Below are 26,255 nucleotides of genomic sequence, written 5' to 3' on the forward strand. Positions count from 1 at the left end.
CTACGTGAGCGTAGTGACGAGTTGGAGAATCGTATTCTACGTGTGAAGTATTAATTGTAATACCACGTGCTTTTTCTTCTGGTGCAGAGTCGATTGCAGCGTAATCACGCGCTTCGCCACCGAATTTCTTCGCACATACAGTTGCAATCGCAGCTGTTAAAGTTGTTTTACCATGGTCGACGTGACCAATTGTGCCCACGTTAACGTGTGGCTTATTACGTTCAAACTTAGCCTTAGCCATGAGATCTTCCTTTTTAAACTACTCATGCAGGATCACTGCATGAGCACTTGGGTTTAACTATGAATTAGTTTGGGCTTATAGTAATCGAAAGATTACTCGTCGTCACCTTTTTTACCGCCAGACTGGAACTTAGAAATGATGCCTTCAGCCACGTTACGTGGAGTTTCAGCATATTTAGCAAATTCCATAGAGTAAGTCGCACGACCTTGAGACATAGAACGCATATGAGTTGCGTAACCAAACATCTCAGCCAATGGAACTTCAGCACGAATGGCTTTAGTACCACCAGGAAGATCGTCCATACCTTGAACCATACCACGACGACGGTTTAAGTCACCCATGATATCGCCCATGTAGTCTTCTGGAGTTTCTACTTCAACTTTCATGATTGGTTCAAGCAAGATTGGATCTGCTTTCATGAAACCATCACGGAATGCGTAAGAACCTGCCATTTTGAACGATAATTCGTCAGAATCGACATCATGGTAAGAACCGTCGAACAATGTCGCTTTGATGCCCACTACTGGATAACCAGCAAGTACACCATTCTTCATACGTTCTTGGATACCCTTGTCAACCGCGCCGAAGAATTCTTTAGGTACTACACCACCTACAACTTCTTCAACAAATTCGTAGTCTTTACCAGCGTCTTCAGCAAGCGGTTCTAGACGTACGTATACGTGACCGAACTTACCTTTACCACCAGTTTGACGTACGAATTTACCTTCTTGTTCAACTGACTTTTTGATCGTTTCACGGTAAGAAACCATTGGTTTACCAATGTTGGCTTCAACACCGAATTCACGCTTCATACGGTCAACAATGATGTCAAGGTGAAGTTCACCCATACCAGCAATAATGGTTTGACCTGATTCTTCATCAGTACGTACGCGGAATGATGGATCTTCTTTCGCCAAACGACCTAAAGCAACTGACATTTTTTCTTGGTCAGCTTTAGTTTTAGGCTCAACTGCAAGTGCAATTACTGGCTCAGGGAATTCCATACGCTCTAGTGTAATTACGTGGTTTTCATCACATAATGTATCACCAGTCGTTGTGTCTTTAAGACCTACACATGCCGCGATGTCGCCCGCACGAATTTCTTCGATATCTTTACGGTCATTCGCATGCATCTGTACGATACGGCCAACACGCTCACGCTTCATTTTTACTGGGTTATAACACGGGCTACCCGCTTTAAGAACACCTGAGTAAACACGAACGAAAGTCAAGTTACCTACGAATTTGTCATTCATAATTTTGAATGCAAGTGCAGAGAACGGAGCTTCGTCAGACGCTTCACGAGAACCTTCAGATTCGTCTTTGTCGTCAAGGATACCCTTGATCGCTTCAACGTCAGTCGGTGCTGGCAAGAATTCAATTACAGCATCCAACATACGTTGAACACCTTTGTTTTTGAATGCCGAACCACAAAGCATCGGTTGAATTTCGTTTGCCAATGTACGCTTACGGATACCAGCAACGATTTCTTCTTTAGTTAGCTCTTCGCCTTCTAGGTACTTGTCCATGAGTTCTTCTGATGCTTCCGCAGCAGCTTCAACCATGTTAGTACGCCATTCTTCAGCAGTAGCAACTAAGTCAGCAGGGATGTCGCCATATTCGAATTGCATACCTTGAGATGCTTCATCCCAAATGATTGCTTTCATTTCGATCAGGTCAATAACACCCTGGAAGTTTTCTTCTGCGCCGATTGGAACAACGATTGGCACTGGATTACCGCCAAGACGTGTTTTAACTTGTTCAACTGCGCGGAAGAAGTTCGCGCCAGTACGGTCCATTTTGTTAACGAACGCAATACGTGGAACTTTATATTTATTTGCTTGACGCCATACCGTTTCTGACTGAGGCTGAACACCACCTACAGCACAGTAAACCATGCACGCACCGTCAAGAACACGCATAGAACGCTCAACTTCAATCGTGAAGTCAACGTGTCCCGGGGTGTCAATTACGTTAATACGGTGTTGTTCGAACTGGTTCGCCATACCTTTCCAGAAGCATGTTACAGCTGCTGAGGTAATGGTAATACCGCGTTCTTGCTCTTGTTCCATCCAGTCCGTAGTTGCCGAACCTTCGTGAGTTTCACCAAGTTTATGGCTCTCACCTGTGTAGAACAAAATACGTTCAGAAGTGGTTGTCTTACCTGCGTCAATGTGCGCAGAAATACCAATGTTACGGTAACGAGAAATTGGGGTTTGACGTGCCATGATTTCTAGCATTCCTAAATTTTGTTGTTTAAAACAGGACGCTTTAAGCTGCATAGCAACTTAAAGCGCTTTGGTGACAAAACCATGACGGTTTTAGCACTTTCCTGAATAGGGCCTGTTTTATCTGCTTAGAAACGGTAGTGAGAGAATGCTTTGTTGGCTTCAGCCATACGGTGCACATCTTCACGTTTCTTAACCGCAGCGCCTTTGCCTTCAGATGCATCAAGCAACTCGCCAGCAAGACGTAAAGCCATAGTTTTTTCAGAACGCTTAGCAGCAGCATCTACTAACCAACGCATAGCTAGGGCAGTACGACGGGATGGGCGTACTTCCATAGGTACTTGGTATGTAGCACCACCAACACGGCGTGCTTTTACTTCGACCATAGGACGAACTTTTTCAAGAGTAGTCTCGAAAAATTCAACTGGGTCTACTTTAGATTTTTCTTGAACGCGGTCTAAAGCACCGTAAACGATACTTTCAGCAATAGATTTTTTACCATCTTGCATTACGTGGTTCATGAATTTAGCGATTGTTTGGCTGCTGAACTTAGGATCCGGAAGGATTTCACGAGCAGCGACTACGCGACGTCTTGGCATTTTAAACTACCTATAAAGATGACACTTCAGGTTTATCCAGCATGAGCACAAAGTGTCATGTGCATTCGCTGGCCTTACTACACGTCGCTTGAATTTCACAAAATTAAATGCAGAAATCAGACAAGCGAGACGATAAAGGATTGCGGTTCTACGTTCTTAAAATTTAATTCTCGACGAATTATTTCTTAGGACGTTTAGTACCGTATTTAGAACGAGACTGGTTACGATCTTTAACACCAGCACAGTCTAAAGAACCACGAACGGTATGGTAACGTACACCTGGTAAGTCTTTAACACGACCACCACGGATAAGAACAACACTGTGCTCTTGCAGGTTATGGCCTTCACCACCGATGTAGCTAGAAACTTCAAAACCTGAAGTTAAGCGAACACGGCAAACTTTACGCATTGCTGAGTTAGGTTTTTTAGGTGTAGTTGTGTAAACACGTGTACAAACACCACGGCGCTGTGGACAAGCCTTCAACGCAGGAACTTTAGATTTTTCAACTAAAGTCGTACGACCCTTACGGATCAACTGATTTGTTGTTGCCATTTGGCAATTCTCCCGTTAATAAAAAGCCCCAAAAACATACTGCTTTTTGAGGGCATGCAATTGTAATTCAAGATGTAAAATTGGTCAACCTGCTCAGGTCGACCAAATATAATAACAACTATACGCTATGCTGCTATTTTCTCTCAGAATTCATTTACTTTTTCGGATTCTTCGCAGTTTTTTTTGTAACATCTTGAGCTTTAGATGTTGTTGAGGCTGTTTCAGATGCAGAATCAGGATCCTCCTGCCCCTCTAGCCCCTCATTTTCCACGGTCTCCGATTCATTTTCAGCAGTATTATCTGCTTGTATCTCTGCTTCCACGTCAGGATCAAAAGAAGTTTTGGTTAAAGCAGGCTGTTGCGATTGTTTATCTGCCACAGGTTCAACCAATTCATCACTGAGGGCATCTAGACCTTCACTGACTTTTTCATCTTTTTTCACTTCAGCTTCTTCAGAACTGAGATCATTCTTTTCTTTCTTAACCAGTTTGACCTGAGTAATTGTATCATTGCCTTCAATTGCAATATCCTGATCCAGAATTGGCTCGTCTTTTGGCGCCTCGATCGACTGAGATGAACTGTCTAATAATTTAGGTGCAGCCTGTTGCAATAAATTGACTGCTTTTTCATAGGCCGCATAGGGAGACAATTGCGAATCTTGATGCTGAATCAGATATTGTCGAGCATGTGAGAAAGCTTCTTGAGCTTTCTGATTTACATCATCAACAAAACGGTGACTATAAACTGCTCCGATTCCAGCACTTGCCAATGGTGTCAATTTCGTTAATTTTTCTAAAATAGAAATTTTTGGCAGATTGTTCACCCATTCCCATTTCGCCTCGCCTTCATGGTTGTTTAACCATTGCTTTATGGCAGTCATATCATTATCAGAACCTAGCATGGTCTGAAGCTGGGAAATATCGTGGGTTTTAATTGTATTACTCAGCGCTTTTAAGCCCAATAATAAGGTCTGCTTTTCAGCAATCAGGCCAAGGTCTAGCTGTCTAAAAATATGTTGTACGATTTCCTGATCATCTTCTTTGCTCAGGTCAAAACCATAAGAGCGACCGACCTGATAAATGGTACGTAGCGCCATTAACAAAGAAGCCGGAATATCAATCGCTGTACCAAGCACCCCAGAAGCACCGCTGATTGCACCCTGTACCGTTGCAATCCATTTGTTTTGCTCACCCAAAGCCTGTGAAATTCGTTTAGAACGATTGACATCCTGAGTCAACTCTTCCAAGTCTTTTGCTCCCGCTTCATTCAGAATGGCATCGACCGAACTGCTCTGGTTACTAAACTGGTTAAGGCGGTCATAAAAATAGTCTGATACTTTCTCCGTCAGTTCAGGAGAAACAAAATGTGCCACGTTATTGACGGTATTAAAACGGTGTCCTAGAAGTTGGCGAGATACATTTGGCAGATGTTCACGAAGCATTTGCTGTGGATTATCATATTTTTTAGCCGAAAAAACGCTTTTTGTCTTCGCCGAACCGTCAATCACCTGACCGGAATTTGACGGCTTAAGTGCTTTCGTCACCGAGTCTGGTGCAACATGATTCAATAAATCCAATCCGGTTGAACTGAACTTTTTCGCCACTCCAAAGGCATTCGAAATCAGACCATTAGATTGTTTATTATTAGCATTTACCATTTTTTACCTCAGCATTCACGTGCTTGTATTTGATATAAATACTAGGTGTAGTCAGCATTTATCTCAACTTTATTCTGTGTCATTTAGTAAAATCCCTACATGCCGACTCACAAACCCAACCGACTGTCACACGGCATAACATTTGCCATAAGATTTCAAAAGTCTTTCTGCTATCATGTTCTCCATCATGAAATAAGGCTAGAGGCCGGATTTGGCGATTTTATATAGCCCATTTTCTGCCACTGGACGTAGAGCTAAACTATAAGGATCTGTAGATGAAACGTGTTGTCATCACTGGCATGGGTATTAACTCGTGTATTGGTAATACATTAGAGGATGTAAACCATTCTTTACAAAATGGGATTTCAGGAACACGTTTTAATCCGACTTATGCTGAACTCAATTTCAAAAGCCATGTGAGTGCTGCGGCCGAACAGGATTTCGACGGTATTGACCGTAAACTCAAACGCTTTATGGGCGTATGCGCAATGTATGCCTACAATTCGGCACTTGCTGCAGTTGAACATGCCGGTTTAAAACAAGAAGATCTGGCAAATAATCCACGCTATGGTATTGCCGGTGGTTCAGGTGGTGGTTCAACTGCCTCAGTGGTTGAAATGAAAGAACTTCTAGATACCAAAGGTGCGCGTAAAATTGGCCCTTTCTTTGTACCACGCAATATGACCAACACCATTACTGCAAACGTCGGTGTCGCTTTTAAACTGCAAGGTGTAGCACATACCATTACCAGTGCATGTGCAACCTCTGCCGATGCCATTGGTTATGCTTATAACCTGATCCAACTGGGCAAACAAGATTTGATGCTGGCTGGTGGCGGTGAAGAAGATCACTGGTCACAAAGCTTATTGTTTGATGCGATGGGTGCGCTTTGCTCTAAATACAACGACACGCCTGAAACTGCATCTCGTCCGTACTCTGCTGACCGTGACGGCTTCGTGATTGCCGGTGGTGGCGGTTTTGTGGTGCTTGAGTCACTTGAGCATGCACAAGCACGTGGTGCAAACATCTTGGCTGAAGTGGTGGGCTATGCGGCCAACTCGGATGGTGCAGATATGGTTGCACCAAGTGGCGAAGGGGCTACACGCTGTATCCTGATGGCACTTGAAGAAGCCAAACAACATGGTGTTGAATCGATTGATTATGTGAATACTCATGGTACATCTACACCTGCTGGTGACGTGACCGAGCTTCAAGCGATGGCACGTGCATTTGGTGAAGATAAAGTTCCACCACTGAGCTCAACCAAGTCTATGACTGGTCACAGCCTGGGTGCTGCTGGCGTTCAGGAAGCAATTTACTCGATCCTGATGATGCAAAATGACTTTATTGCTCCAAACATTAACGTGACCGAGCTGGATGAAGGCGCAAAACCATTTGATATCGTGCTTGAAAAACGTGACGCAAAATTGAATACTGTGATGAGTAACAGTTTCGGTTTCGGCGGCGTAAATGCTTGTCTCATCTTCAAAAAATGGGAAGGCTAAGCCGCCCATTTTAGGGTGACTTGATGGATGCTCCTTCTGATGCTTTCCTTTGGGTAAAAGCATTACATATTATTGCTGTGGTGTGCTGGTTCGCTGCGTTGTTCTACTTGCCACGGCTGTATGTTTACCATGCCATGAGCGAAGATGCCGTAAGCCACGCGCGTTTTCAGGTGATGGAACGTAAGCTGTATCGTGGCATCATGTGGCCTGCCATGCTGGCCACCCTCATTACAGCGCACTTTCTGGTCGATTGGGGTGATGCAACACGTCACTATCATGAAGCTGTATGGTTTTACCTGAAAGTGGGTCTGGTGGGTTTATTGGTGATTTATCATCTGGTATGTGGCTATTACCGCAAAAAACTGATGGAAAATGCCCATTACAAGTCACACAAGTTTTGGCGTTATTTTAATGAGATGCCAACCCTGATCTTATTTGCAGTGGTGATTTTAGTCGTAGTTAAACCTACTTTCTAATTCACCCACGCAATCAAAAAAATCCCCGATCAGTCGGGGATTTTTTATGTCTGAATATTTAAATCTGCACACAGCTGTCCATTTTAAGATTCAATTCAGAAAGTTTGTGTCTTGGAAATGACTGCACTATACATAACTCTTCCTCTTTTTGAGAAAATTACCTGTATTTTGAAAACTTGATTACTTTATTTTTATTCAATTTTTAATATAATATCTTAAAAATCAAAATACTATAAAAATGAAATCAGACTCATGTACACAATAAAAAAAGAGTAATCTGGATATTTCTGAACGGATTCTTTCCTTTAGCTAACACAAAAACAAGATCATGAAAAATAAAAGGTCAATTATGCAGAACTTTCCATCCGCAGAAATTAAAACAGCCTCAACACCTGAAGCTCAAAAATTATATTCAGATGCTGTGAAAAACTTTAAAAAATTGCATGGCCCAAAGCTTAAGCTTCATCAAAAAATAAAAGCTCGCTTTCATTGGATTTTTGCTATTGGCGCGATTTATCTTGTATGGAATTCTAATAATCCACAACTAACTATTTCTGTACTTTTTCTTGGGCTGTTTACATTAAATGAAATAGAGGGTTTGTATCTATGGCTATATGCTCGAAAAACACGAAAACAATATTCCGACCAATACCTCAAGACATTTGGCAAGATCACCAAAGTTTCAAAATATGATCCCAAATTAAAGCAGCTTAATATTGAACTTAAATTTTATGATTTAAAAAATGAAACCCATAAAAAGACTTTTAATATTCGCTATCCCGATTTCTTAATTTTACAACCCATAGAAGTTAAACCTGAACAACTTGTAGGTCAATCAGTTGAAGTGTGCCTTACACCTGATTTAGCTCTTATTTTACAAATACGTGCTTATCATCCCAACCCTGACGAATTGCCAATTTTCACCCATAATTCCACAAACACCCACTGTGGCAACGGCATGAAAATTATCTACTGCACCCAAGTTATTTTTATCCAGAATCCATGTTATCGATTCATTTTATCCGCAATGAATACGCTGGAAATTTTCAGCTTGTCTTTCAAGATTTGAATCAGGATTTTAGTGTTAGCACAGCATCACCAAGTTTAGAGCAGATCGAAAATTATATTTTTGCCTCATATTCGGATTTTTTTATGAAGCATGATGCCTTACAGCCCGCTTATAGTGAATACCGACAACTTAAGTTTAGCAATGAGCCAATAAAAATCGAATTGTGGAAAAATCAGACTAAACCAATGTCAAATCAGGAAATTCAAGTCGTTGTAAAACAAAAAAAGAAACGTGTATTGGTATGGATAATCCCGTGTTTGCTCATCATCCTTTTATCATCTTTGTTTGTTTCGCCAGTAGCAAGGGTTGCATTATTTATTCTATGTATTTATACCTGTTTAATTTATTTCGAATATACATCCAATCAAAGTAAATTTTATCAGCGCTGTGTTCCTCAACTTTAATTATCTGAATGATGATTTGGCTTTTTTAGAAAATAGAGGAAGGATGATTCACAAATTATTCTGCTTACAATAAAAAAATCCCCGATCAGGCGGGGATTTTTTTGAGCTATTTCATTGTGTTTCTAATGCCGCTTTTCTCGCGGCTGCGACACGCGGCCGATACAGTACATAATAAGTTACTGCCAAAACAATCAACCATAATGGACTGATTTTTAATGCATTGAATGTATCTGGCTCCAAACTTAAAATGACCAGAGCGAAAGCCAGAAAAGTTAGTACGATATAGCTCATCCATACCCCGCCCGGCATTTTAAAGGTGGAGTTGGCATGCTGTTCAGGGCGTAATTTACGGTAGCGTAGATAACACACCATAATTAAGCTCCAAATACTAATAAACAAAATCACGCACAGCGACGTCGCTAAAGTAAAAGCTTCCAGGGTATTGGGCACAAAGTACTGCAAAGCTGCACCAGCCATAATAAAGGCACATGAGAACATTAAACCCTTGGCTGGTACAGAACGTTTCGATAGATGCGCCAAAGCGGCAGGTGCCTGTTGACCACGCGCCAATCCGAAAAGCATACGACTGGTGGAGAATACACCACTATTCATGGAAGACATGACGGATGACAAAACCACCAGATTCATGATGATCGCCGCCGCACCAATACCGGCATGCATGAATAAGCTGACAAAAGGACTTTGATCCGCAGGAATTTTAGCCCATGGAGTCACTGACATCACTACAAACAATGACAACACATAGAACAAGATAATACGCGTCGGAATCGCATTGACGGCTTTAGGTAAATTTTTCTCAGGATCTTTGGTTTCAGCTGCCATCGTACCGAGCAATTCCACACCGACAAAGGCGAATAAGGCAATCTGGAAGCCTGCCAGGAAGCCATCCGCACCTTTGGGAAACATACCACCCGACCAGACATGGCTAAAGCTTGCAGTACTGCCATCTGGTGCTTGAAACTGGTTCAACACCATAAAGCCGCCAATAAAGATCAGGCCTAAAATGGCTAAAATCTTAATCAGGGCAAACCAGAATTCAATTTCACCAAACAGTTTGACCGTCAGCAAGTTCAAACCCAGAACCAGCAATACACAGCCGACACTGATCAATGCCTGCCCGATGGGGGTAAAGGCCACACCCTCAGGCAACCAGAAACTCAGATAATTAATAATCGCTGCTAAATCGGCAATCCCGACCAGAACCCAACCAAGCCAATAAGACCAGCCAATATAATAGGCCGCGCCCGGACCAATCAGGTCGCGTGCCATATCAATAAATGATTTGTAATGTAAATTAGCCAACAATATCTCACCCAATGCGCGCATCAGGAAGAAAAACATAAAGCCAATAATCATATAAATAAATAAAATTGAAGGGCCGGCCAAAGAGATAGTTTTACCCGATCCCATAAATAAACCGGTACCAATTGCACCACCAATGGCAATTAACTGCAGATGCCGATTGGATAGCTTGCGTTGTAGCTCATGTTGCGACGGCGCTGCGTCATCTTTAGCGGATGTTGTATTCATGTTTAGTTCCTTTTTCGCATCAGACCCTTGCCCATCTGATCGGATTTCTTCCTGAAATCCTGAATGCAGATGAAGTTCCATTTAAAAAGCTAAATGACCGGAGCTGATGTCCTTACAAAATTGAGTTGGGAGATATAAAAATCAAAACAACTCAAGCCTGTGCTGCAATCACTGCAATTTCAATCAGCCAGTCAGGATTGACCAGATCTGCCTGAATGGTGGCACGTGCCGGAGTTCCCTGTCCTTGCAACCAGTGAATCCAGATCTGGTTCACGGTTTGAAAATCTTCCAGATTTTTCACAAATAGTTGTGCCGACAGCAGTCGGCTTTTGTCTGTTCCTGCCAGCTTGAGCAGCTGATCAATTTTCGTCAACACTTCCTGCGTTTGACCGCTAATATCCTGACGGGTGCTATCCGGCACCTGCCCTGATACATACACGGTCTGGTTGTGAATGGTGACAGCACTCATGACCTGATTGCTGTTAATACGCTGGATATCGGTGTGTTCCATCATCATATGTCCTCTCAATTTCTTCCGTTATTTGGTCAATATTTAGTTTTAGCTTTCAATCCAAACCGGTACACGAGCCGTAATCGCACACATCAATTCATAGCCTACGGTTCCTGAACCGGCCGCGACCTCATCAATTGATAAAATTTCACCTTGCGAAGATTTCCCCCAAAGCACCACTTCACTCCCCACAGTCGCCTGAGGGACAGCGGTCAGATCGACGGTAAGCATATCCATACTGACCCGACCAAGAACTTGAGTCTGCACTGAATCCACCAGAACTGGTGTACCTGTTGCTGAAATGCGCTGATACCCATCGGCATATCCACATGCCACTACACCAATGCGCATCGCCTGCTCCGCAACGAAGTTAGAACCATAACCCACACTTTCATCAGCCTGAATATACTGAATCGCAATGATTTCACTGCGCAGGCTCATGCCGGGCTGCAGATTCCAGTCATCAATAGTATGGTCAGGATAGTCAGGCGAACTGCCATACAGCATGATGCCACTACGCACAATGTCGGATTGAATATAGTGATGATGGCGCAGGATGGCTGCACTATTACTGACAGAAGTTTTTCCGGCTAAAGACCCAGTGATTTGCGTGAACATTGAATATTGATAATCAATGCCGTTCTGGCCAAAGCGCTGACCATCTGCATCGGAAAAATGCGTCATATGGCTAACTGAGCGTACATTGCCCAGTGCCTGGACTTGCTTAAAAATATCCGTATATTCGTGGGCCTGAAAACCCAAACGGTTCATACCGCTGTTAAGTTTTAAGTACACATCAAATTTTGCGTCTGGATTGATCTGCTGAAACTGCGTTAACCAGGTGATTTGATGCTGGCTATGTAGACTAAAACTTAAATCTAATGCAGCACAGACGTCTAAATCGTCTACAGCAAAAATTCCTTCGAGCAGTAAAATTTTGCCCTGCCAACCGAGCGCACGCAGACGCTGCGCTTCAGCCAAATCCAGCAAGGCAAAACCATCGGCTGATTGAAATACTGAATAGACTCGCTCAATACCATGACCATAGGCATTGGCTTTAACCACAGCATAGACTTCTGCATTTGGCGCTGCGGCTTTGGCGATCTTCAGGTTATGCTGCAATGCATCTAAGTGCACTACAGCTTGAATTGGGCGTGGCATAGCTTCTTCCTTGAAACAGCAATTTAGGCCGCGTGTGAATAACGTCCGAGTGAAAGTCCTTCAGTGCTGATTTCGGTTTTATGATTCAACACAATGTCACTGATTAACTTGCCCGAACCACAGGCCATGGTCCAACCCAGGGTGCCATGTCCAGTATTCAGGAACAGATTTTTAAAACGCGTTACACCAATAATCGGGGTACTGTCTGGGGTCATTGGACGTAAACCGGTCCAGAAACTCGCTTCTGCCAGATCCCCGCCTGGGAACAATTCCTGAGTGACCATTTCCAGAGTGGCACGGCGATTGTCTTTCAAATTGTGGTTAAATCCACTTAGTTCGGCCATGCCGCCAACACGGATCCGCTGGTCAAAACGCGTAATGGCAATTTTATAGGTTTCATCCAGCACCGTAGATTGTGGTGCAAAGTTGGCATCAACAATTGGAATGGTCAGTGAATAGCCTTTGACTGGATAAACCGGCAAATCCAGATTCAAAGGTTTTAAGAAATCACGCGAATAACTACCGAATGCCAATACATATTTATCAGCCGTCAGCACTTCACCATTGACCACGACACCCTTAATTTCATCGCCTTCAATCACCAAACGCTCAACATTTTGGTTAAATTTAAACTGCACGCCCAATTCTTTGGCAACATTGGCTAAGGCATTGGTAAATAAATAACAGTCGCCTGTCTCATCATTGGGTAAATGCAAGCCGCCCACCAGTTTATCTTGGGCATGTGCTAGGGCTGGCTCAACTTTGGCCAGATCAGCGCCCAACAACAATTCATGCGGTACGCCGCATTCTCGCAATACCGCAATATCACGTTGCACCATCTCTAATTGCGCTTCGTTACGAAAGACTTGCAAAGTACCTTTAGAACGGTGCTCATAGCTGATCCCGGTTTCTTTACGCAATTCACGTAAACAGTCACGGCTATATTCAGCCACACGAGTCATACGTTCTTTGTTAATCGCATAGCTGGCTGGATTACAGTTTTTCAGCATTTGTGCCATCCAGTTCAACTGCCACATACTGCCATCTAAATTAATGGCCAAAGGTGCATGATGCTGGAACATCCATTTCACTGCTTTAAATGGAATGCCTGGTGCTGCCCATGGCGTCGAATAGCCCGGAGAAATTTGTCCGGCATTGCCAAAACTGGTTTCTTCAGCCGGCCCGGTTTGACGGTCGAGCACTGTAACTTCCGCACCCTGCTGCGCCAGATAGTAGGCACTCGCCACACCGATTACACCACTGCCTAAGACCAAAACGCGCATCTTACTACCCTCAAATTTTTCTAGTTGATTTAACTAGTATATTTTTGGATCAATAGTGAATTTAACTATATTGAGACGATATATTTAGTGAAATAAACATTTTTTTCGGGCAGAATTAAAAAAAAGAGGGAAATATTGATGCGTAAATTAGACCGCATTGATCGCATGATTCTGGATATCTTGCAACGCGATGGCCGGATTGCCATTAGTGAGCTGGCAGCACGTGTGAACCTGTCAACCACACCCTGTTCAGAACGGGTAAAACGGCTGGAGCGCGAAGGCATTATCATGGGTTATTACGCGCGCTTAAATCCGGAACTGCTAGAACGCAATTTGCTGGTCTTTCTGGAGATTAAGCTTTCTGCAAAATCGGGTGATGTATTTGATCAGGTGGCGCGTAATCTGACCGAAATTCCAGAAGTACTGGAATGTCATTTGATTTCCGGTGACTTTGATTATCTGGTCAAGGCACGTCTCAAAGAGATGAGTGCCTATCGGCGTCTGTTAGGCGATTTGCTAAAAAAATTACCTGCTTCTGCTTCCTCACATAGTTATGTGGTCATGGAGGAAGTAAAAGAAAGTCTCTATCTGGATCTTGGCGGGTAATTATTTTTATCTTTCAACATTCAGCGCTCAAGCTGTTTCCAAAAAAATAATGCCCCAAATGGGGCATTATGGTGAACAAGATATTTAGATATTTATTTTCGACTTAAAAATCAGGCCGGAATACGCAATACCTGTCCCGGGAAAATATCATCAGCATCTTTGAGCAATGGGCGATTGGCCTCAAAGATCTTATTGTACTGATTGGCATCACCATAAAATTCTTTCGAGATTTTTGACAAGCTATCCCCCGATTTTACCGTATAGAATTTGCTTTCCGGTTCAGGGCTGCTGACCGTAAGCTGATCATCCACTTTGGCCACATGATCAATATTCCCCACCGCCAGAATAATTTTTTCACGATCGGCCTGACTTTGCACCTGACCTCTGACCGTGGCCAGATCCGAGGTTGAATTATAACTGATGGATAAACCAGTGATCGGAAGACCCAGACCTTTTACATGACCAAGTAATTTATTTGCGACTTCTTGGGCAGAAGGCTCTGCGGGCTGTGCTGCTGCGGCTGGAGTAGTATTTGCTGGTGCGGCCTGCGGCTCTGCGGCAGCTGTATTTTTCTTACCGATACCTTTTACAAAATCAAAAAGACCCATATGGAACTCCATTCTTGTCGTTAATGTCATATCACTCTTATTTTTATAATGAAAATAGCCAAGGCATAGTTAGTCATTGGTGACAGAAAGGTAATCGATTGTAAAATTTCCATTTAGGTGAAAAGCAGACACAAAAAAACCACCGAGAGGGTGGTCTTTATGCTCAGCAAAGCTGAAATCGGCGATTAACCCAGTTTCTTAGAAACATAGTCAATTGCAGATTGAACAGTTGTGATTTCGTTAGAATCTTCATCAGGAATCGTGATGTCGAAATCATTTTCGAAAGACATAACCAGTTCAACTAGATCTAGAGAATCTGCACCTAAGTCATCCATGAAAGACGCTTCGTTTTTAATCTCTTCGATTTTGATACCAAGTTGTTCTGCAACTGCTTGCTTAACACGTTGTTCGATATCGCTCACAGGAATTCTCCTCATTGCTTGTGGCGTTTTTAATGCCGTTAGTTTAATTGAATCTAAAAAATTTGGAAAGTTTATACTTGAGCTTAGCTCATGTATAAGCCCCCATTTACATGCATAACTGTACCAGTAATGTAACTGGCTTTGTCTGAAGCCAGGAAACTTACAGCATTTGCGATATCTTGTGGGTTACCCAAACGGTTTAACGCCACTTGCTCAGTCATTTTTTTACGAATTTCTTCGCTTAACTGTTCCGTCATTTCAGTTGCAATAAAGCCTGGTGCGACCGAGTTAACCGTAATCTGACGGCTACCCATTTCTTTGGCCAAACTACGACTGAAGGCTTCAATTCCGGCTTTGGCAGCAGAATAGTTGGCCTGCCCCGGGTTGGCAAAGTGTGCCACCACAGAGCTGATGTTGATGATGCGTCCGAAACGTGCCTTGGTCATGCCTTTCAGCACACGTTTAGACAGACGGTAAACGGCTTTCAGGTGAATATTTAAAATATCATCCCAGTCATCTTCAGACATGCGAAGCAATAAGTTGTCTTTGGTAATACCGGCATTATTAACCAACGCCAGCACTGGACCATAGTTCTGTTCGATCTCCGTCACCAGTGCATCAATCGCAGCACCATCACGTACATCTAAAACTTTGCCCGCACCATTTTCAGCAAACTGTGCAGATAATTTTTCAGCGCCCGCTTCAGAGGTCGCAGTACCCACGACAAAATAACCATCCTGAATCAACTGTTGTGCGATCGCAGCACCAATACCACGACTTGCACCTGTTACCAAGGCAACTTTCGGTTCCTGTGTCATGCAATTTTCCCTTCTGCCGTCAATACGGTGTTCAATGCATCTTCCAGACGAGATTTGCTATCCAGTGGAAGTGCTTTTTGAATATTCGGTAGGCGTTTCGCCAAGTTACTCAATACATTGCCCGGACCACATTCAACGATGTACTGAATGCCTTCATCTTGAAGGAATTGCAGGGTTTTGGTCCATTGTACTGATTCATAAAGTTGCGCTGTTAAAGCCTGACGCAATGCAGGGACATCAGCCGCAGCTTCAGCGCCTACATTTTGTAATACAGGAATGCATGGCAGCTCAATGGCGGTTTGTTCCAATGCAGGCGCAAACTGTTCTGCCGCAGGTTTCATCAGTGAACAATGCGATGGAACCGATACCGGCAATGCAATCGCCTTAGCGCTATTTTCTTTGGCCAGTGCCATCACTGCTTCAACGCGATCTTTATTGCCTGCAACCACAACCTGCCCTTGGGCATTGTAGTTTGCCGCTTCAACAGAACCTTCACCTGCTGCAGTTGCCTGTGCACACAGCTCAATCACTTTGGCATCATCCAGACCTAAAATAGCAGCCATTGCACCGACACCCTGAGGTACAGCCGTCTGCATCAGTTTACCGCGCAGGTTGACCAGTTTGACTGCATCACCCAGGCTTAGGCTACCCGCTGCCACCAGCGCGCTGTACTCACCCAGTGAATGGCCTGCCAGATATTTCGGTGCCACACCACCAGATTCCAGCCACACGCGCCACAAGGCAATACTTGCAGTCAGCAATACCGGCTGGGTAAATTCAGTTTGATTTAAGTTTTCGCCAGTTTGCGCAATCTGCCACAAATCGAAGCCGACAGCTTCAGAGGCTTCTGCAAATGTCTCACGAATAGCAGAAAACTGCTCTGCAAGTTCAGCCAGCATGCCGGCTTTTTGTGAGCCTTGACCCGGAAATACAAATGCAGTTTTCGTTGCTTGTGCTGCTTGTTCGAGTTGTGTCGCAGACATAATAAAATCCTTTCATTCAAGAGGTGTCATCTTCAGTTGTAGCAAGAAGACTGGCCAATAAAGCCACCTAAATCATTGTGGAGCGCAATTTAGCATGTAATTTTGCTGGCGGTAATTGCCAAATACAACAAAAAACCGATGCAAGCAAAAATCAAGGACAAAAAAAAGGGAGCTAAATGCTCCCATTTTTTCTACTAAGCTTGACGCTTAATACATCATCAATTATTCAGCAGATGCTTTAGCGAATAATTGACGACCACGGTAGATACCATCTTTAGATACGTGGTGACGACGGTGAGTCTCGCCAGTAGCTTGGTCTACAGTTAATGCATTCTCGGTTAAAGCGTCATGTGAACGGCGCATGTCACGGCGAGAGCGACTTTTACGGTTTTGCTGAACGGCCATGATGGCTCCTTACAAAGATCGAAAAAATGGATCAGAACAAATTCGATTGTCTTATACACAAGAGTATAACACAAAAATTAGTTAAGTTTACCCTTCAGAGCTGCCAAAACATCAAACGGATTATCTCGTTTTTCTTCGACAACTTCTTCTATGGCAGGCTGATGCTTATGTTCGCAAAACTCATGTTTAGGCGACAACGGCACCAACAATAACAGTTCATCTTCTATCAGCGCGAGCAAATCAGCGGTCGCAGGTGCATCATAGTCACCTTTGGTCGTTGCTTCACTTTCACCTAGGACGATGAAATCAGCATCCTCATCCAAGCGCTCTATCAGTGACTCATCATCCACAAGTGCCAAATGGAACGATGAAACCAGTTCAATCTCTACAGTTTCCAGACAACGCTGGCATTCCATAGGAACTTTTGTTTCAACGTGACCATCTAGCCATGCAATACGATGATAGGCATCCATTGATAGCTTACAGTCTATGTTAATCAATTGATCATCAATTGATCCAACAGCTTCACGAGCGATACGAACAAAGCGGGATAAAGGCAGTTGACCTGACCATTTAAAGCCCTGTTCAGCCCATTTAAACGGCTCAATCTGTGCCGGAAAGGTATTTGCTGACATAATTAAGGCGGCAATTCTACAAATTCATCAGTACTCTGTCAAAGATTAAGATACAATTTTGTACTTATTTCGACAGACCATTTGGGTAACTCAAGTCATGCATCTGTTGCAGCCGCAAACAGAAGTGAATGTTTCATCACTCGTTAGCACAATTCCAAGCCTTGATTCTGACAGTTCAACACAACAAGTGCAACTCTCGCCATGGACGAATTTATCGTCAGAAGCGCAGCAGGTGGACTGGCTCATCTTACACTTTAATCACTGGTTTTCCCATTTAAATGTGACTTTAGTCCGTGGCGAATTTGAACCTGAATATTTTCCTGCCGATGCCGATACTCCTGCCCGGATTCAGTTTGCACATGGATTCTTTAATAGTGCCTTGCATGAAATCAGCCATTGGACAATTGCCGGGGATAAACGCCGGGAACTTCCGGATCTTGGTTACTGGTATGCCCCGGATGGGCGTACAGCCGAACAACAAGCACTGTTTGAACAGGTAGAAATTAAACCGCAGGCAATCGAGTGGATGTTTGCCCAGGCCTTTGGGCGTAAATTTCGGGTGTCGCTGGATAACCTGACTGGTGACGGCGGTGACGGAACCCGCTTTAAAGATCATGTCTATGCACAAGTGCAGGCTTATTTTCGTGGTGAGGCAAAATTGCCACGGGATGCACAACGCTTTATTCAATGTATCTGTGCCTGTAGCAGAGGTGGCAAAAGTTTACAATCTGATGAATTTATACGTGAAATGCTTGATTAAATTACACAAATCTACCTTTTTGGTGATTGCCAGACGCTGCCTGAGCGCCACATAATAAGCCATCAGCCCAAGCTTGGAGTAGCCTCTATGCTGCATTTACGCGTACACCCCGATAACCCGCAACCGCGCTTAATCAGTCAGGCGGTAGAACGAATCCGTGCTGGCGATGTGGTGGTCTATCCCACGGATGCTGCCTATGCGATTGGTTGCCAGATTGGGAATAAAAGTGCCATGGAACGCATTGCGCAGATTCGCGGACTTGGCCCAAAACATCAATATGCAATTTTGTGCTGTGATTTATCCGATATTGCCACCTATGCCAAAGTGGACAATGCCATGTATCGCTTACTCAAAAACAATACACCAGCAGTCACCACTTTTATTTTACCGGCCACCAGTGAAGTGCCGAAACGCTTGATGCATCCCAAAAAGAAAACCATTGGCCTGCGCATTCCGAGCAATCCGGTGTGTCAGATGCTGCTCAAAGAACTGGGTGAGCCTCTCTTGACCTCTACCCTGATTTTGCCGGACCAGACCGATCCGCTGGATGATCCTTTTGAGATTGAAATGCAATTGGGCAAACGCATTGATGTGTTTATCGATAGCGGTTTAGGTACATTAAGCACCACCTCGATTATTGATTTATCTGGTGATCATCCAGAAATTATTCGTCGGGGTGTCGGTGATGTGAGTGCATTTGAATAGTCGTTAAATGAAAAATGCGAAAATTGTCCTTCAGTATTGAGAGAGTTCGAATGCATGGATCTATTTTATCTCCTGCTAAATCAGCATGAATTTTCTGCACAGGATCTGATCTACGCTGAAATGCCTTGGACTCTACAATCCAAGGCAGTCATGGTCGAAGCACATTCTTCTCCCCATCCCACTGTAAATATTGATCATACTGAGTACCAATTTTTCCTGACGTTGGCTCTATTGAGACAGTTGTTGCAGATCTATTCAAGCCAGAACGTATGCCTGGCAGAGACTTGCCAACGTATGATTGAGTTTGCACTGAGTGAATATCCTTCCTCACCGCGCTGAAGTTCTTAGCACTCAGATAGGTATTAATCATATCGCAGGATACTAAAACAGATACTAAAACATGGATATGGTCATAGCTTCCACCCGTAACACATTGACTCTTTGCCCCGCTTATCTGGCTGTTTTTTTGGGGCCTTCTTTTAAATTGCAAATAAATTCCATTATTTTTTCAAGTTTTTATGCCTTTGACTCCTTATTTAATTTATTTAGAGTTACTTTTCCAGTACAATGACGGCACTTAATTCTATGCTTTTTCTTTCGATGAGATACCGAAGATCAAGCCTTTGCATGCCTTTGAAAATTCGCGTGGCCTATAATTGTAATGACTCAAATTATCCATAACACAATGGAATCTGCTCCGCACATTCGGGTTCTGGATGAATGGCAGGATACTATTCCAGAGGATCTGTATATTCCTCCCGCCGCATTTGAAATCTTGTTAGAACATTTTGAAGGCCCACTCGACTTTTTAATTTACCTGATTCAAAAAAACGGTTTTGACCTGTTGCAAGTCGATATCGCGCCGATTGCAGCGCAATATTTATCCTATATGGATGCAATGAAATCCCTGAATATTGAGCTGACCGCAGATTATATGGTGATGGCTGCTTTATTGGCAGATCTCAAATCGCGTCTGTTATTGCCTAAACCGAAAAGCCTGTCTGCGATTGAGCAAGATCCAAAACAAGAACTGATCGACCGTTTAGAAAATTATTTAAGAATTAAACAGGCAGCAGAACGTCTGGGGCAAATGCCTATTCTGGAACGTGATACATTCCTGACCCATGTCAGTCTGGGTGACGTTCAGCAGAATAATGAAGGCTATTCGATCGATTTACTGCGTGATGCCTTGTTGTGTGTTTTTAACCGTCCTGAACCGGTGATTCATCAGGTGCAACAGGAACCGGTACTGCTCGAAGAACGGATTGCCTATATTGAAAGCTGTCTGGAATCTGGCGAAGTCTTATCTTTTGCCGATTTACTCAAACCGAGTCAGGGACGCATGGGTATGGTGGTGACCTTTATGGCAGTGCTGGAGCTGACCCGGCAACAAAAAATTCAGATTATTGCTACAGGTATTGAAGCCCCGCTCGCAGTTCAAGGAGCCAGTCAATGACACTAGAGCTAAATACGCTGTTTTCTGCAGAAGATAATCTGCATGAGGTGTTGATGCAGCTTGAGGCGATTATTTTCGCCAGCGACTCTGCGGTTTCACTGGCGCGTCTGAAAGAGGCTTTTCAGGATCGCTATAGCAAACAGGAATTACGTCAGTATTTACAACAACTTTCCATGTTAATGCATGGCCGTTCGATTGAACTGATTGAAACAGCACAAGGTTATCGTTTTCAAGTGCGTGCAAAATATCGTAATATTATTGCACAGACCTGGCCTGAGCGACCAACTCGCTTGTCGCCGGCCTTACTTGAAACACTTGCAGTGATTGCTTATCACCAGCCGGTGACCCGAGCCGATATTGAACAAATTCGTGGTGTGACGAATAACAGTCAGATTTTGCGTACGCTGTTTGACTGGAACTGGATTAAAGAATCCGGATTTCGTGAACTCCCTGGAAGACCTGCGTTGTTAATGACAACGCCACAATTTTTAAATGCGTTTGGCTTGAATTCTTTAGGCCAATTGCCTCCCCTGCAGGATGCCAAGGAAGCTTTTATGGCCCTCGATGCAAATGCACCGAAGTCATAAATAGGTGAACTGTTGATAATTATTTCTAAGGTTATGCTGTCATGAGTGAAAAATTGCAAAAGGTGCTTGCACGCGTTGGTTTGGGTTCTCGCCGTTATATGGAAGAAGTCATTGCCGCGGGTCGTGTAAGCGTCAATGGGCAAATTGCCCAAGTGGGTGAACGAATCGAACCAGGTGATGAGCTTCGCATCGATGGTCGTAAGGTTGCATTTCAGATTGAAGACGAAATTCGTCGTCGTGTGATTATCTATTATAAGCCTGAAGGCGAAATCTGCTCACGTAGCGATCCTGAAAACCGCCCGACCGTGTTTGAACAGTTGCCTGCGATTCCGGGCGATCGCTGGGTGATGGTCGGCCGTCTGGATATTAACTCGACCGGTCTGTTACTGTTCACCAATGATGGCGAACTTGCCAACCGCTTGATGCACCCATCCAATGAAATCGAACGTGAATACGCAGTTCGTGTCATGGGTGAGGTGACACCACAAATCAAAAACACCATGCTTAAAGGCGTGGTATTAGATGACGGCCCAGCGAAATTCGAATCGTTCTCTGAACTCGGCGGTGATGGTATTAACCGTTGGTTCCAGGTCGTAGTAAAAGAAGGTCGTAACCGCGAAGTACGTCGTATCTTTGAATCACAAGGTCTGAAAGTAAGCCGTCTGCTGCGTACCCGCTACGGTACTGTGATTCTGCCACGCGAACTGCGTACCGGTCGCTGGATTGAACTGGATAAAAACGATATCGACAACCTGACCAAAGCTGTGGAACTGAAACCACGTCAAGGTACAGGCCTGTTTGGTATGGCGAAACGTCGTAACGAGCGTATGCAGGATAAACCGATGGCTGCACGCCGTGGCGGTTTCTTGCGTCAGCAACGTCGTGACAGTGATGAACAACAACCACAGAATAACCCTGGCCGCGAGCGTCGTGATGACAATGCCTATGGTCGTCGTGACAGAAATGAAAACCAAAATGGTACGCAGTTCGTTCGTCGTGACAACCGTGATGGCAATACTCAATTTCCTCGCCGCGAAACTCGTCCAGATCAAGCTTTTGGTCGCCGTGAAGAGCGTGATGAAAATGCGCCACGTCGTCCATACGGTGTCAATAAAGGCTTTAAAAAGTTTTAATTGATATAAACAAAAAAAGTCAGGCAAATGCCTGACTTTTTTATGCATTATGTATCAGGCACTTTGTGGAATCCCTTGTGGAATGGCACTGAGTAAACGCTTGGTATATTCATGCTGTGGTGACTGATACAATTCATCTGAATTGGCAATTTCCACCAGTTCCCCGTGATTCATCACCATGATCTGATCTGAAATATACTTCACCACCGATAAATCATGTGAAATGAAAATATAACTGAGTCCAAATTCATCCTGCAAATCTTGCAGTAAATTCAAGACCTGCGCCTGTACTGAAACATCCAGTGCCGAGACCGATTCATCACAGATTAAAATTTCAGGTTTTAAAGTCAGGCAACGCGCGATCGCAATTCGCTGACGCTGACCACCGGAAAACTCATGCGGATAGCGATAAAAAGCCTGAACAGGCAAGCTGACCCGCTCCAACAGGTCCAAAGCCATTTGCTTGCGTTCTGTATCATCCTGACCAATTTTATGAATCTGCATTGGTTCCATCAGGATTTGCCCCACGGTAAAACGCGGATTTAAAGAGGCATAAGGATTCTGGAAAATGATCTGGATTTTACGTTGATACTGGTTAAATTCCTTTTCAGACATGGCCAAAATGTCCCGCCCCTGAAATAGCGCTTTACCGCCTGTTGCCTGTTGCAAACGCATCAATAGCAAGCCAATGGTGGTTTTGCCCGAACCGGATTCTCCGACCAGCCCCAAGGTTTTACCTTTGGCCAGCTGAAAAGAAACCCCTTTCACCGCCTGAAATTCATCTTTGCCAAACAGACCTTTGCGGCTATAAAAAGATTTTTTCAGATCACGTACATCCAGAATAATTTCTTCTCCGCCCTTGAGTCCGCGTGAGCGTTGCGGAAGTTGAGTATTCAGGTGGATATCGTCCAGCCAGGTTGAACCATCCTGTTTCATAAAATCACTGATCATCGGCAAACGTAACGGACGTTGCGACAATTGTGGACGGCAATGCAATAAAGCCCGGGTATACATATCCTGAGGTCGATCCAGTACGTCCTGAACCAAACCTTGTTCACGAATTTCACCATGTCGCATCACAATCACCTGATCGGCAATTTCCCCCACCAAAGCCAGATCATGGGTAATGAACAGCATCGACATCTGACGGCGCTGACGCAGAGATTCCAGCAAGTCCAGAATCTGCTTTTGAATGGTGACATCCAGGGCTGTGGTCGGTTCATCCGCAATCAACAGCTTGGGTTCACAGGCAATGGCCATGGCAATCATGACCCGCTGCTGCTGCCCCCCCGAAAGCTGCCCCGGATAAGCATCGATTTTAGTTTCAGGTGCAGGAATACCCACTTCTTTGAGCAATTCCAGAGTACGTTGCCGTGCCTGTTTTTTATTCATACCCAAATGGAGTTGCAGGATTTCTGCAATCTGCATGCCTACCGTAAATACCGGATTGAGCGAGGACATCGGCTCCTGAAAAATCATGGCAATATCTTTACCACACATCTGGCGCATGTCACGGGTTTTGAGCTTAAGCAGATTTTTCCCTTCAAAGATAATCCGGCTGTCTTCGGAAATACGCGCGCTTTCCGTCGGGAGCAAGCCCATGGTCGCCAGTGAAGTAACCGACTTGCCACTTCCCGACTCTCCCACCAATGCCACCGTAGTATTGGCCGGAATTTCAAAAGAAACCCCTTTCACGGTTTCGATATATTGTTTATTTTCACCTTTAAAACTGACACGCAGATTTTCCACGCGAAGTAACGCAGGTGCTGCGCTTGGATTGATTTCAGACATGGTTGCGCTCCTATTTCAGTTTCGGATCTAATGCATCACGGAGTGCATCGGTAAACATCGAGAAAGCCGTCACCAGTATCGCCATGGCAATCGAGGCTGCGGCCAATTGCCACCATTTTCCTAAAATCAGCTCGCTTTGCGCTTCATTCAGCATGCTTCCCCAAGACACTACTCCGATTGGCACGCCAAAACCAAGGAAGCTGAGAATCACTTCAGATTTGATAAAAGCCACCACCAGAATGGACATTTGTACCAAGGCAATATGACTGACATTTGGAAAAATATGTACAAACATACGCCGTAAATTACTCACCCCAATCGCCTTGGCAGCCAGTACATATTCACGCGCCGTATGTTTCATGTACTCGGCACGAACCAGACGGAATACTCCCGTCCAGCCGGTCAGACCTAAAATCAGGATGATTGATAAAATCCCTTTCTGTTGTAACACCGCAGCAATTGCCAGAACCAGCAGTAAATAAGGAATTGAAGTAAAGACATTATAAAACCAGTTAAGGAGATCATCGACCCAGCCACCAAAATAACCGGCAAGTGCACCAAGTACGGTGCCAATGATCACAGCGACCAAAGCCGCAACCAGTCCGACCAGAATCGAGGTTTCCGCACCTTTAATGGTTTTCTGTAAAACATCCTGTCCCCATTTATCCGCACCAAAGATCAGACTCTGTTTTAATTCGCTGTCCTGATCCATCAGCTGACCACCGAGCTGCTGGTTAATGACGTGCATGTCTTCTGCCAGCGGATCTGTTACACCATAATAATCGATGCTGCCCCCCATACTTTGCTCTGCAGCAATTTCAGCATTGAGTTCTGCAATCACCTCTTTTAAAGGATCGACTGGATTGACCGGTAAAACGACCGATTCTGCTTCCTGTTCTTCACCGGAAACAGCCGGCACCGGCGCTGCACTGATAAAACTTGGCGGTGCATAACTGACCGCCACTTCTTTATTCCAGTCCTTGGCAATAAAACCGCTCATGGAAAGCAAAAGTAGCAGCAGATAAAACAGCACCACCAATAAGGAGAACATGGCAATCCGGTCACGTTTCAAACGGCGCATGGCCAGTTGCCATAATCCTGTCGAAGTAGACTCAGGCACGGCTTGAGCGTGTTGCTCTTTTTTAAATATCGCACTCAGCATAATTCACCTACTTCAACTGTACGCGTGGATCGACCCATTTATAGATCAGATCGGCAATCAGGTTGAATATCATGGTCGCAGCGGCAACATAGACCGTAATCGCTTTAATCACCGGGAAATCCGAACGCTCTACGGCAATAATCACTTCACGACCAATCCCCGGAATACCGAAAAAACGCTCAATCAGGAAAGCACCGATCAGCAGTGCTGGAAGCCCCGCCATCACATCGGTAATAATCGGAATCGAGGCATTGCGTAGCACATGTACGCCCAGAATCCGGCTTTCGCCCAGACCTTTGGCCCGTGCAGTACGCACATAGTCCTGATTGACTTCATCCAGTACGAAACTGCGGTACAGACGTAAGGTCGGGGCAATACTCACCACCAGCATAATCAGTACAGGCAACAAGGCGTATTTGAAAAGATTGTCAGCGAAATTATCACTCCAGCCCTGCACCGGGAACCAGCTCAGCTCATAAGCGAGGAAATACTGAAACACAATGATATAGACCAGAATACTGATCGACATACCGATGGTACACAGCATCATGATCATGCGATCGGTCAGACTGCCGCGAACTGACGCCACACCCAAGGCTAAAATGATGGAAATAATGGTTTGCAAAATGGTCAGTGGAATCAGAATGGTCAGTGAGGGTCCCAGACGCGTACTAATAATTTGCGCCACCGACTCGCCGGTACTCCAGCTCACCCCATAATCGAAGGTTAAAATCTGCTTGATGAAAATCCACAGTTGCACATAATACGGTTGATCTACGCCAAGCTGTTGCCGGATGTTTTCAATCTGTTCTGCATTGGCCATTTTACCGGCGAGGATATAGGCAGGATCGCCCCCCACCCAGTTAAACAGCAGGAAGATCAGCAAAATCACCCCGAGCATGGTGGGGATCATTTGCCAGAGCCGTCGAATAATATATGCCAGCAT

General features: G+C 44.4%; 29 protein-coding genes. 11 read left to right on the forward strand and 18 right to left on the reverse strand.

The features are described 5' to 3' along the window. From FTT75_RS07930 to FTT75_RS07950, 5 genes are all read right to left on the reverse strand, one after another. The coding region (locus tag FTT75_RS07930; RefSeq protein ID WP_257220114.1) for a GTP-binding protein at positions 1-241 on the reverse strand (241 nt) is incomplete at its 3' end. Between the two features lie 92 nt (positions 242-333). Continuing rightward, a complete protein-coding gene (gene fusA / locus FTT75_RS07935) occupies positions 334-2,469 on the reverse strand; it encodes an elongation factor G (protein WP_074384132.1) in 2,136 nt (711 codons plus the stop codon). A 128-nt stretch (positions 2,470-2,597) separates the two neighbouring features. After that, positions 2,598-3,068: a 30S ribosomal protein S7 gene (gene rpsG / locus FTT75_RS07940; RefSeq protein WP_004279240.1), complete on the reverse strand. Its 471-nt coding sequence runs from the start codon at positions 3,066-3,068 to the stop codon at positions 2,598-2,600. A 178-nt stretch (positions 3,069-3,246) separates the two neighbouring features. After that, positions 3,247-3,621, reverse strand: coding sequence for a 30S ribosomal protein S12 (gene rpsL / locus FTT75_RS07945; protein ID WP_002050319.1), 375 nt, complete (start codon positions 3,619-3,621; stop codon positions 3,247-3,249). Positions 3,622-3,775: 154 nt separating this feature from the next. Continuing rightward, positions 3,776-5,278, reverse strand: coding sequence for an EcsC family protein (locus tag FTT75_RS07950; protein WP_100534694.1), 1,503 nt, complete (start codon positions 5,276-5,278; stop codon positions 3,776-3,778). A 275-nt stretch (positions 5,279-5,553) separates the two neighbouring features. Between FTT75_RS07950 and FTT75_RS07955 the strand changes: the two genes are divergently transcribed. The 4 genes from FTT75_RS07955 (at position 5,554) to FTT75_RS07970 (ending at position 8,732) form a co-directional block, all read left to right on the forward strand. Further along, positions 5,554-6,783: a beta-ketoacyl synthase N-terminal-like domain-containing protein gene (locus FTT75_RS07955; RefSeq protein WP_005096011.1), complete on the forward strand. Its 1,230-nt coding sequence runs from the start codon at positions 5,554-5,556 to the stop codon at positions 6,781-6,783. A 23-nt stretch (positions 6,784-6,806) separates the two neighbouring features. Next, on the forward strand, positions 6,807-7,259 hold the full coding sequence (locus FTT75_RS07960) for a CopD family protein (RefSeq protein ID WP_074384131.1): 453 nt from the start codon (positions 6,807-6,809) through the stop codon (positions 7,257-7,259). A 349-nt stretch (positions 7,260-7,608) separates the two neighbouring features. Further along, positions 7,609-8,328 (forward strand): hypothetical protein, encoded by a 720-nt coding sequence (locus tag FTT75_RS07965; protein ID WP_180186211.1) that lies wholly within the window; start codon positions 7,609-7,611, stop codon positions 8,326-8,328. Between the two features lie 83 nt (positions 8,329-8,411). Then, the gene (locus tag FTT75_RS07970) at positions 8,412-8,732 is read left to right on the forward strand and encodes a hypothetical protein (RefSeq protein ID WP_180186212.1); all 321 of its coding nucleotides are present in this window, start codon (positions 8,412-8,414) and stop codon (positions 8,730-8,732) included. 111 nt (positions 8,733-8,843) lie between these two features. On the opposite strand, the gene FTT75_RS07975 is transcribed toward FTT75_RS07970, so the two are convergent. The 4 genes from FTT75_RS07975 to FTT75_RS07990 all read right to left on the reverse strand — a co-directional run bounded on the left by FTT75_RS07975 (position 8,844) and on the right by FTT75_RS07990 (position 13,238). Further along, the gene (locus FTT75_RS07975; protein WP_180186213.1) at positions 8,844-10,283 is read right to left on the reverse strand and encodes an amino acid permease; all 1,440 of its coding nucleotides are present in this window, start codon (positions 10,281-10,283) and stop codon (positions 8,844-8,846) included. Between the two features lie 151 nt (positions 10,284-10,434). After that, positions 10,435-10,797, reverse strand: coding sequence for a RidA family protein (locus tag FTT75_RS07980; protein ID WP_005172374.1), 363 nt, complete (start codon positions 10,795-10,797; stop codon positions 10,435-10,437). A gap of 45 nt (positions 10,798-10,842) precedes the next feature. Continuing rightward, positions 10,843-11,955 carry an alanine racemase gene (alr, locus tag FTT75_RS07985; RefSeq protein WP_180186214.1) on the reverse strand — a complete coding sequence of 371 codons (1,113 nt, stop codon included), beginning with the start codon at positions 11,953-11,955 and terminating at the stop codon, positions 10,843-10,845. Between the two features lie 23 nt (positions 11,956-11,978). After that, positions 11,979-13,238 (reverse strand): D-amino acid dehydrogenase, encoded by a 1,260-nt coding sequence (locus tag FTT75_RS07990; RefSeq protein ID WP_074384128.1) that lies wholly within the window; start codon positions 13,236-13,238, stop codon positions 11,979-11,981. Between the two features lie 138 nt (positions 13,239-13,376). On the opposite strand from FTT75_RS07990, the gene FTT75_RS07995 reads away from it, so the two are divergent. Further along, the gene (locus tag FTT75_RS07995) at positions 13,377-13,844 is read left to right on the forward strand and encodes an Lrp/AsnC ligand binding domain-containing protein (protein WP_005095994.1); all 468 of its coding nucleotides are present in this window, start codon (positions 13,377-13,379) and stop codon (positions 13,842-13,844) included. A 110-nt stretch (positions 13,845-13,954) separates the two neighbouring features. Here FTT75_RS07995 and lysM read toward each other — a convergent pair whose 3' ends face one another. The 6 genes from lysM to FTT75_RS08025 all read right to left on the reverse strand — a co-directional run bounded on the left by lysM (position 13,955) and on the right by FTT75_RS08025 (position 17,715). Next, positions 13,955-14,452, reverse strand: coding sequence for a peptidoglycan-binding protein LysM (gene lysM, locus FTT75_RS08000; RefSeq protein ID WP_005095992.1), 498 nt, complete (start codon positions 14,450-14,452; stop codon positions 13,955-13,957). Between the two features lie 185 nt (positions 14,453-14,637). Next, complete coding sequence (acpP, locus tag FTT75_RS08005) at positions 14,638-14,874, reverse strand: acyl carrier protein (RefSeq protein ID WP_004646101.1); 237 nt, start codon at positions 14,872-14,874, stop codon at positions 14,638-14,640. A gap of 83 nt (positions 14,875-14,957) precedes the next feature. Continuing rightward, positions 14,958-15,692, reverse strand: a complete 735-nt coding sequence (fabG, locus tag FTT75_RS08010) for a 3-oxoacyl-ACP reductase FabG (RefSeq protein WP_005095990.1) — start codon at positions 15,690-15,692, stop codon at positions 14,958-14,960. Next, entirely contained in the window at positions 15,689-16,675 is a 987-nt protein-coding gene (gene fabD, locus FTT75_RS08015; protein ID WP_180186215.1) for an ACP S-malonyltransferase, read from the reverse strand. The genes fabG and fabD overlap by 4 nt, the downstream gene beginning before the upstream one ends. Positions 16,676-16,897: 222 nt before the next feature. Continuing rightward, a complete protein-coding gene (rpmF, locus tag FTT75_RS08020; RefSeq protein WP_004279227.1) occupies positions 16,898-17,080 on the reverse strand; it encodes a 50S ribosomal protein L32 in 183 nt (60 codons plus the stop codon). A gap of 77 nt (positions 17,081-17,157) precedes the next feature. Beyond that, positions 17,158-17,715 (reverse strand): DUF177 domain-containing protein, encoded by a 558-nt coding sequence (locus FTT75_RS08025; RefSeq protein ID WP_074384127.1) that lies wholly within the window; start codon positions 17,713-17,715, stop codon positions 17,158-17,160. Between the two features lie 97 nt (positions 17,716-17,812). Here FTT75_RS08025 and FTT75_RS08030 point away from each other — a divergent pair, with 97 nt between their 5' ends. The 6 genes from FTT75_RS08030 (at position 17,813) to rluB (ending at position 22,356) form a co-directional block, all read left to right on the forward strand. Next, complete coding sequence (locus FTT75_RS08030; RefSeq protein WP_005095983.1) at positions 17,813-18,475, forward strand: elongation factor P hydroxylase; 663 nt, start codon at positions 17,813-17,815, stop codon at positions 18,473-18,475. Positions 18,476-18,562: 87 nt separating this feature from the next. Beyond that, positions 18,563-19,180 carry an L-threonylcarbamoyladenylate synthase gene (locus FTT75_RS08035; RefSeq protein WP_005095982.1) on the forward strand — a complete coding sequence of 206 codons (618 nt, stop codon included), beginning with the start codon at positions 18,563-18,565 and terminating at the stop codon, positions 19,178-19,180. 54 nt (positions 19,181-19,234) lie between these two features. Next, positions 19,235-19,519, forward strand: a complete 285-nt coding sequence (locus FTT75_RS08040; RefSeq protein WP_180186216.1) for a hypothetical protein — start codon at positions 19,235-19,237, stop codon at positions 19,517-19,519. Positions 19,520-19,841: 322 nt separating this feature from the next. Further along, entirely contained in the window at positions 19,842-20,636 is a 795-nt protein-coding gene (locus FTT75_RS08045; protein ID WP_180000227.1) for a ScpA family protein, read from the forward strand. After that, positions 20,633-21,223, forward strand: a complete 591-nt coding sequence (scpB, locus tag FTT75_RS08050) for an SMC-Scp complex subunit ScpB (RefSeq protein WP_180001052.1) — start codon at positions 20,633-20,635, stop codon at positions 21,221-21,223. The genes FTT75_RS08045 and scpB overlap by 4 nt, the downstream gene beginning before the upstream one ends. A 41-nt stretch (positions 21,224-21,264) precedes the next feature. Then, positions 21,265-22,356 (forward strand): 23S rRNA pseudouridine(2605) synthase RluB, encoded by a 1,092-nt coding sequence (gene rluB / locus FTT75_RS08055; protein ID WP_074384125.1) that lies wholly within the window; start codon positions 21,265-21,267, stop codon positions 22,354-22,356. A gap of 54 nt (positions 22,357-22,410) precedes the next feature. On the opposite strand, the gene FTT75_RS08060 is transcribed toward rluB, so the two are convergent. The 3 genes from FTT75_RS08060 to FTT75_RS08070 are packed head-to-tail and all read right to left on the reverse strand — an operon-like array spanning position 22,411 to position 26,255. After that, positions 22,411-24,147, reverse strand: coding sequence for an ABC transporter ATP-binding protein (locus FTT75_RS08060; protein ID WP_180000226.1), 1,737 nt, complete (start codon positions 24,145-24,147; stop codon positions 22,411-22,413). 10 nt (positions 24,148-24,157) lie between these two features. After that, a complete protein-coding gene (locus FTT75_RS08065; RefSeq protein ID WP_005172399.1) occupies positions 24,158-25,309 on the reverse strand; it encodes an ABC transporter permease in 1,152 nt (383 codons plus the stop codon). 7 nt (positions 25,310-25,316) lie between these two features. Further along, positions 25,317-26,255 (reverse strand): ABC transporter permease, encoded by a 939-nt coding sequence (locus FTT75_RS08070; protein ID WP_005172401.1) that lies wholly within the window; start codon positions 26,253-26,255, stop codon positions 25,317-25,319.

Source organism: Acinetobacter sp. YH01008, from assembly GCF_013420435.1.
Lineage (GTDB): Bacteria > Pseudomonadota > Gammaproteobacteria > Pseudomonadales > Moraxellaceae > Acinetobacter > Acinetobacter pseudolwoffii.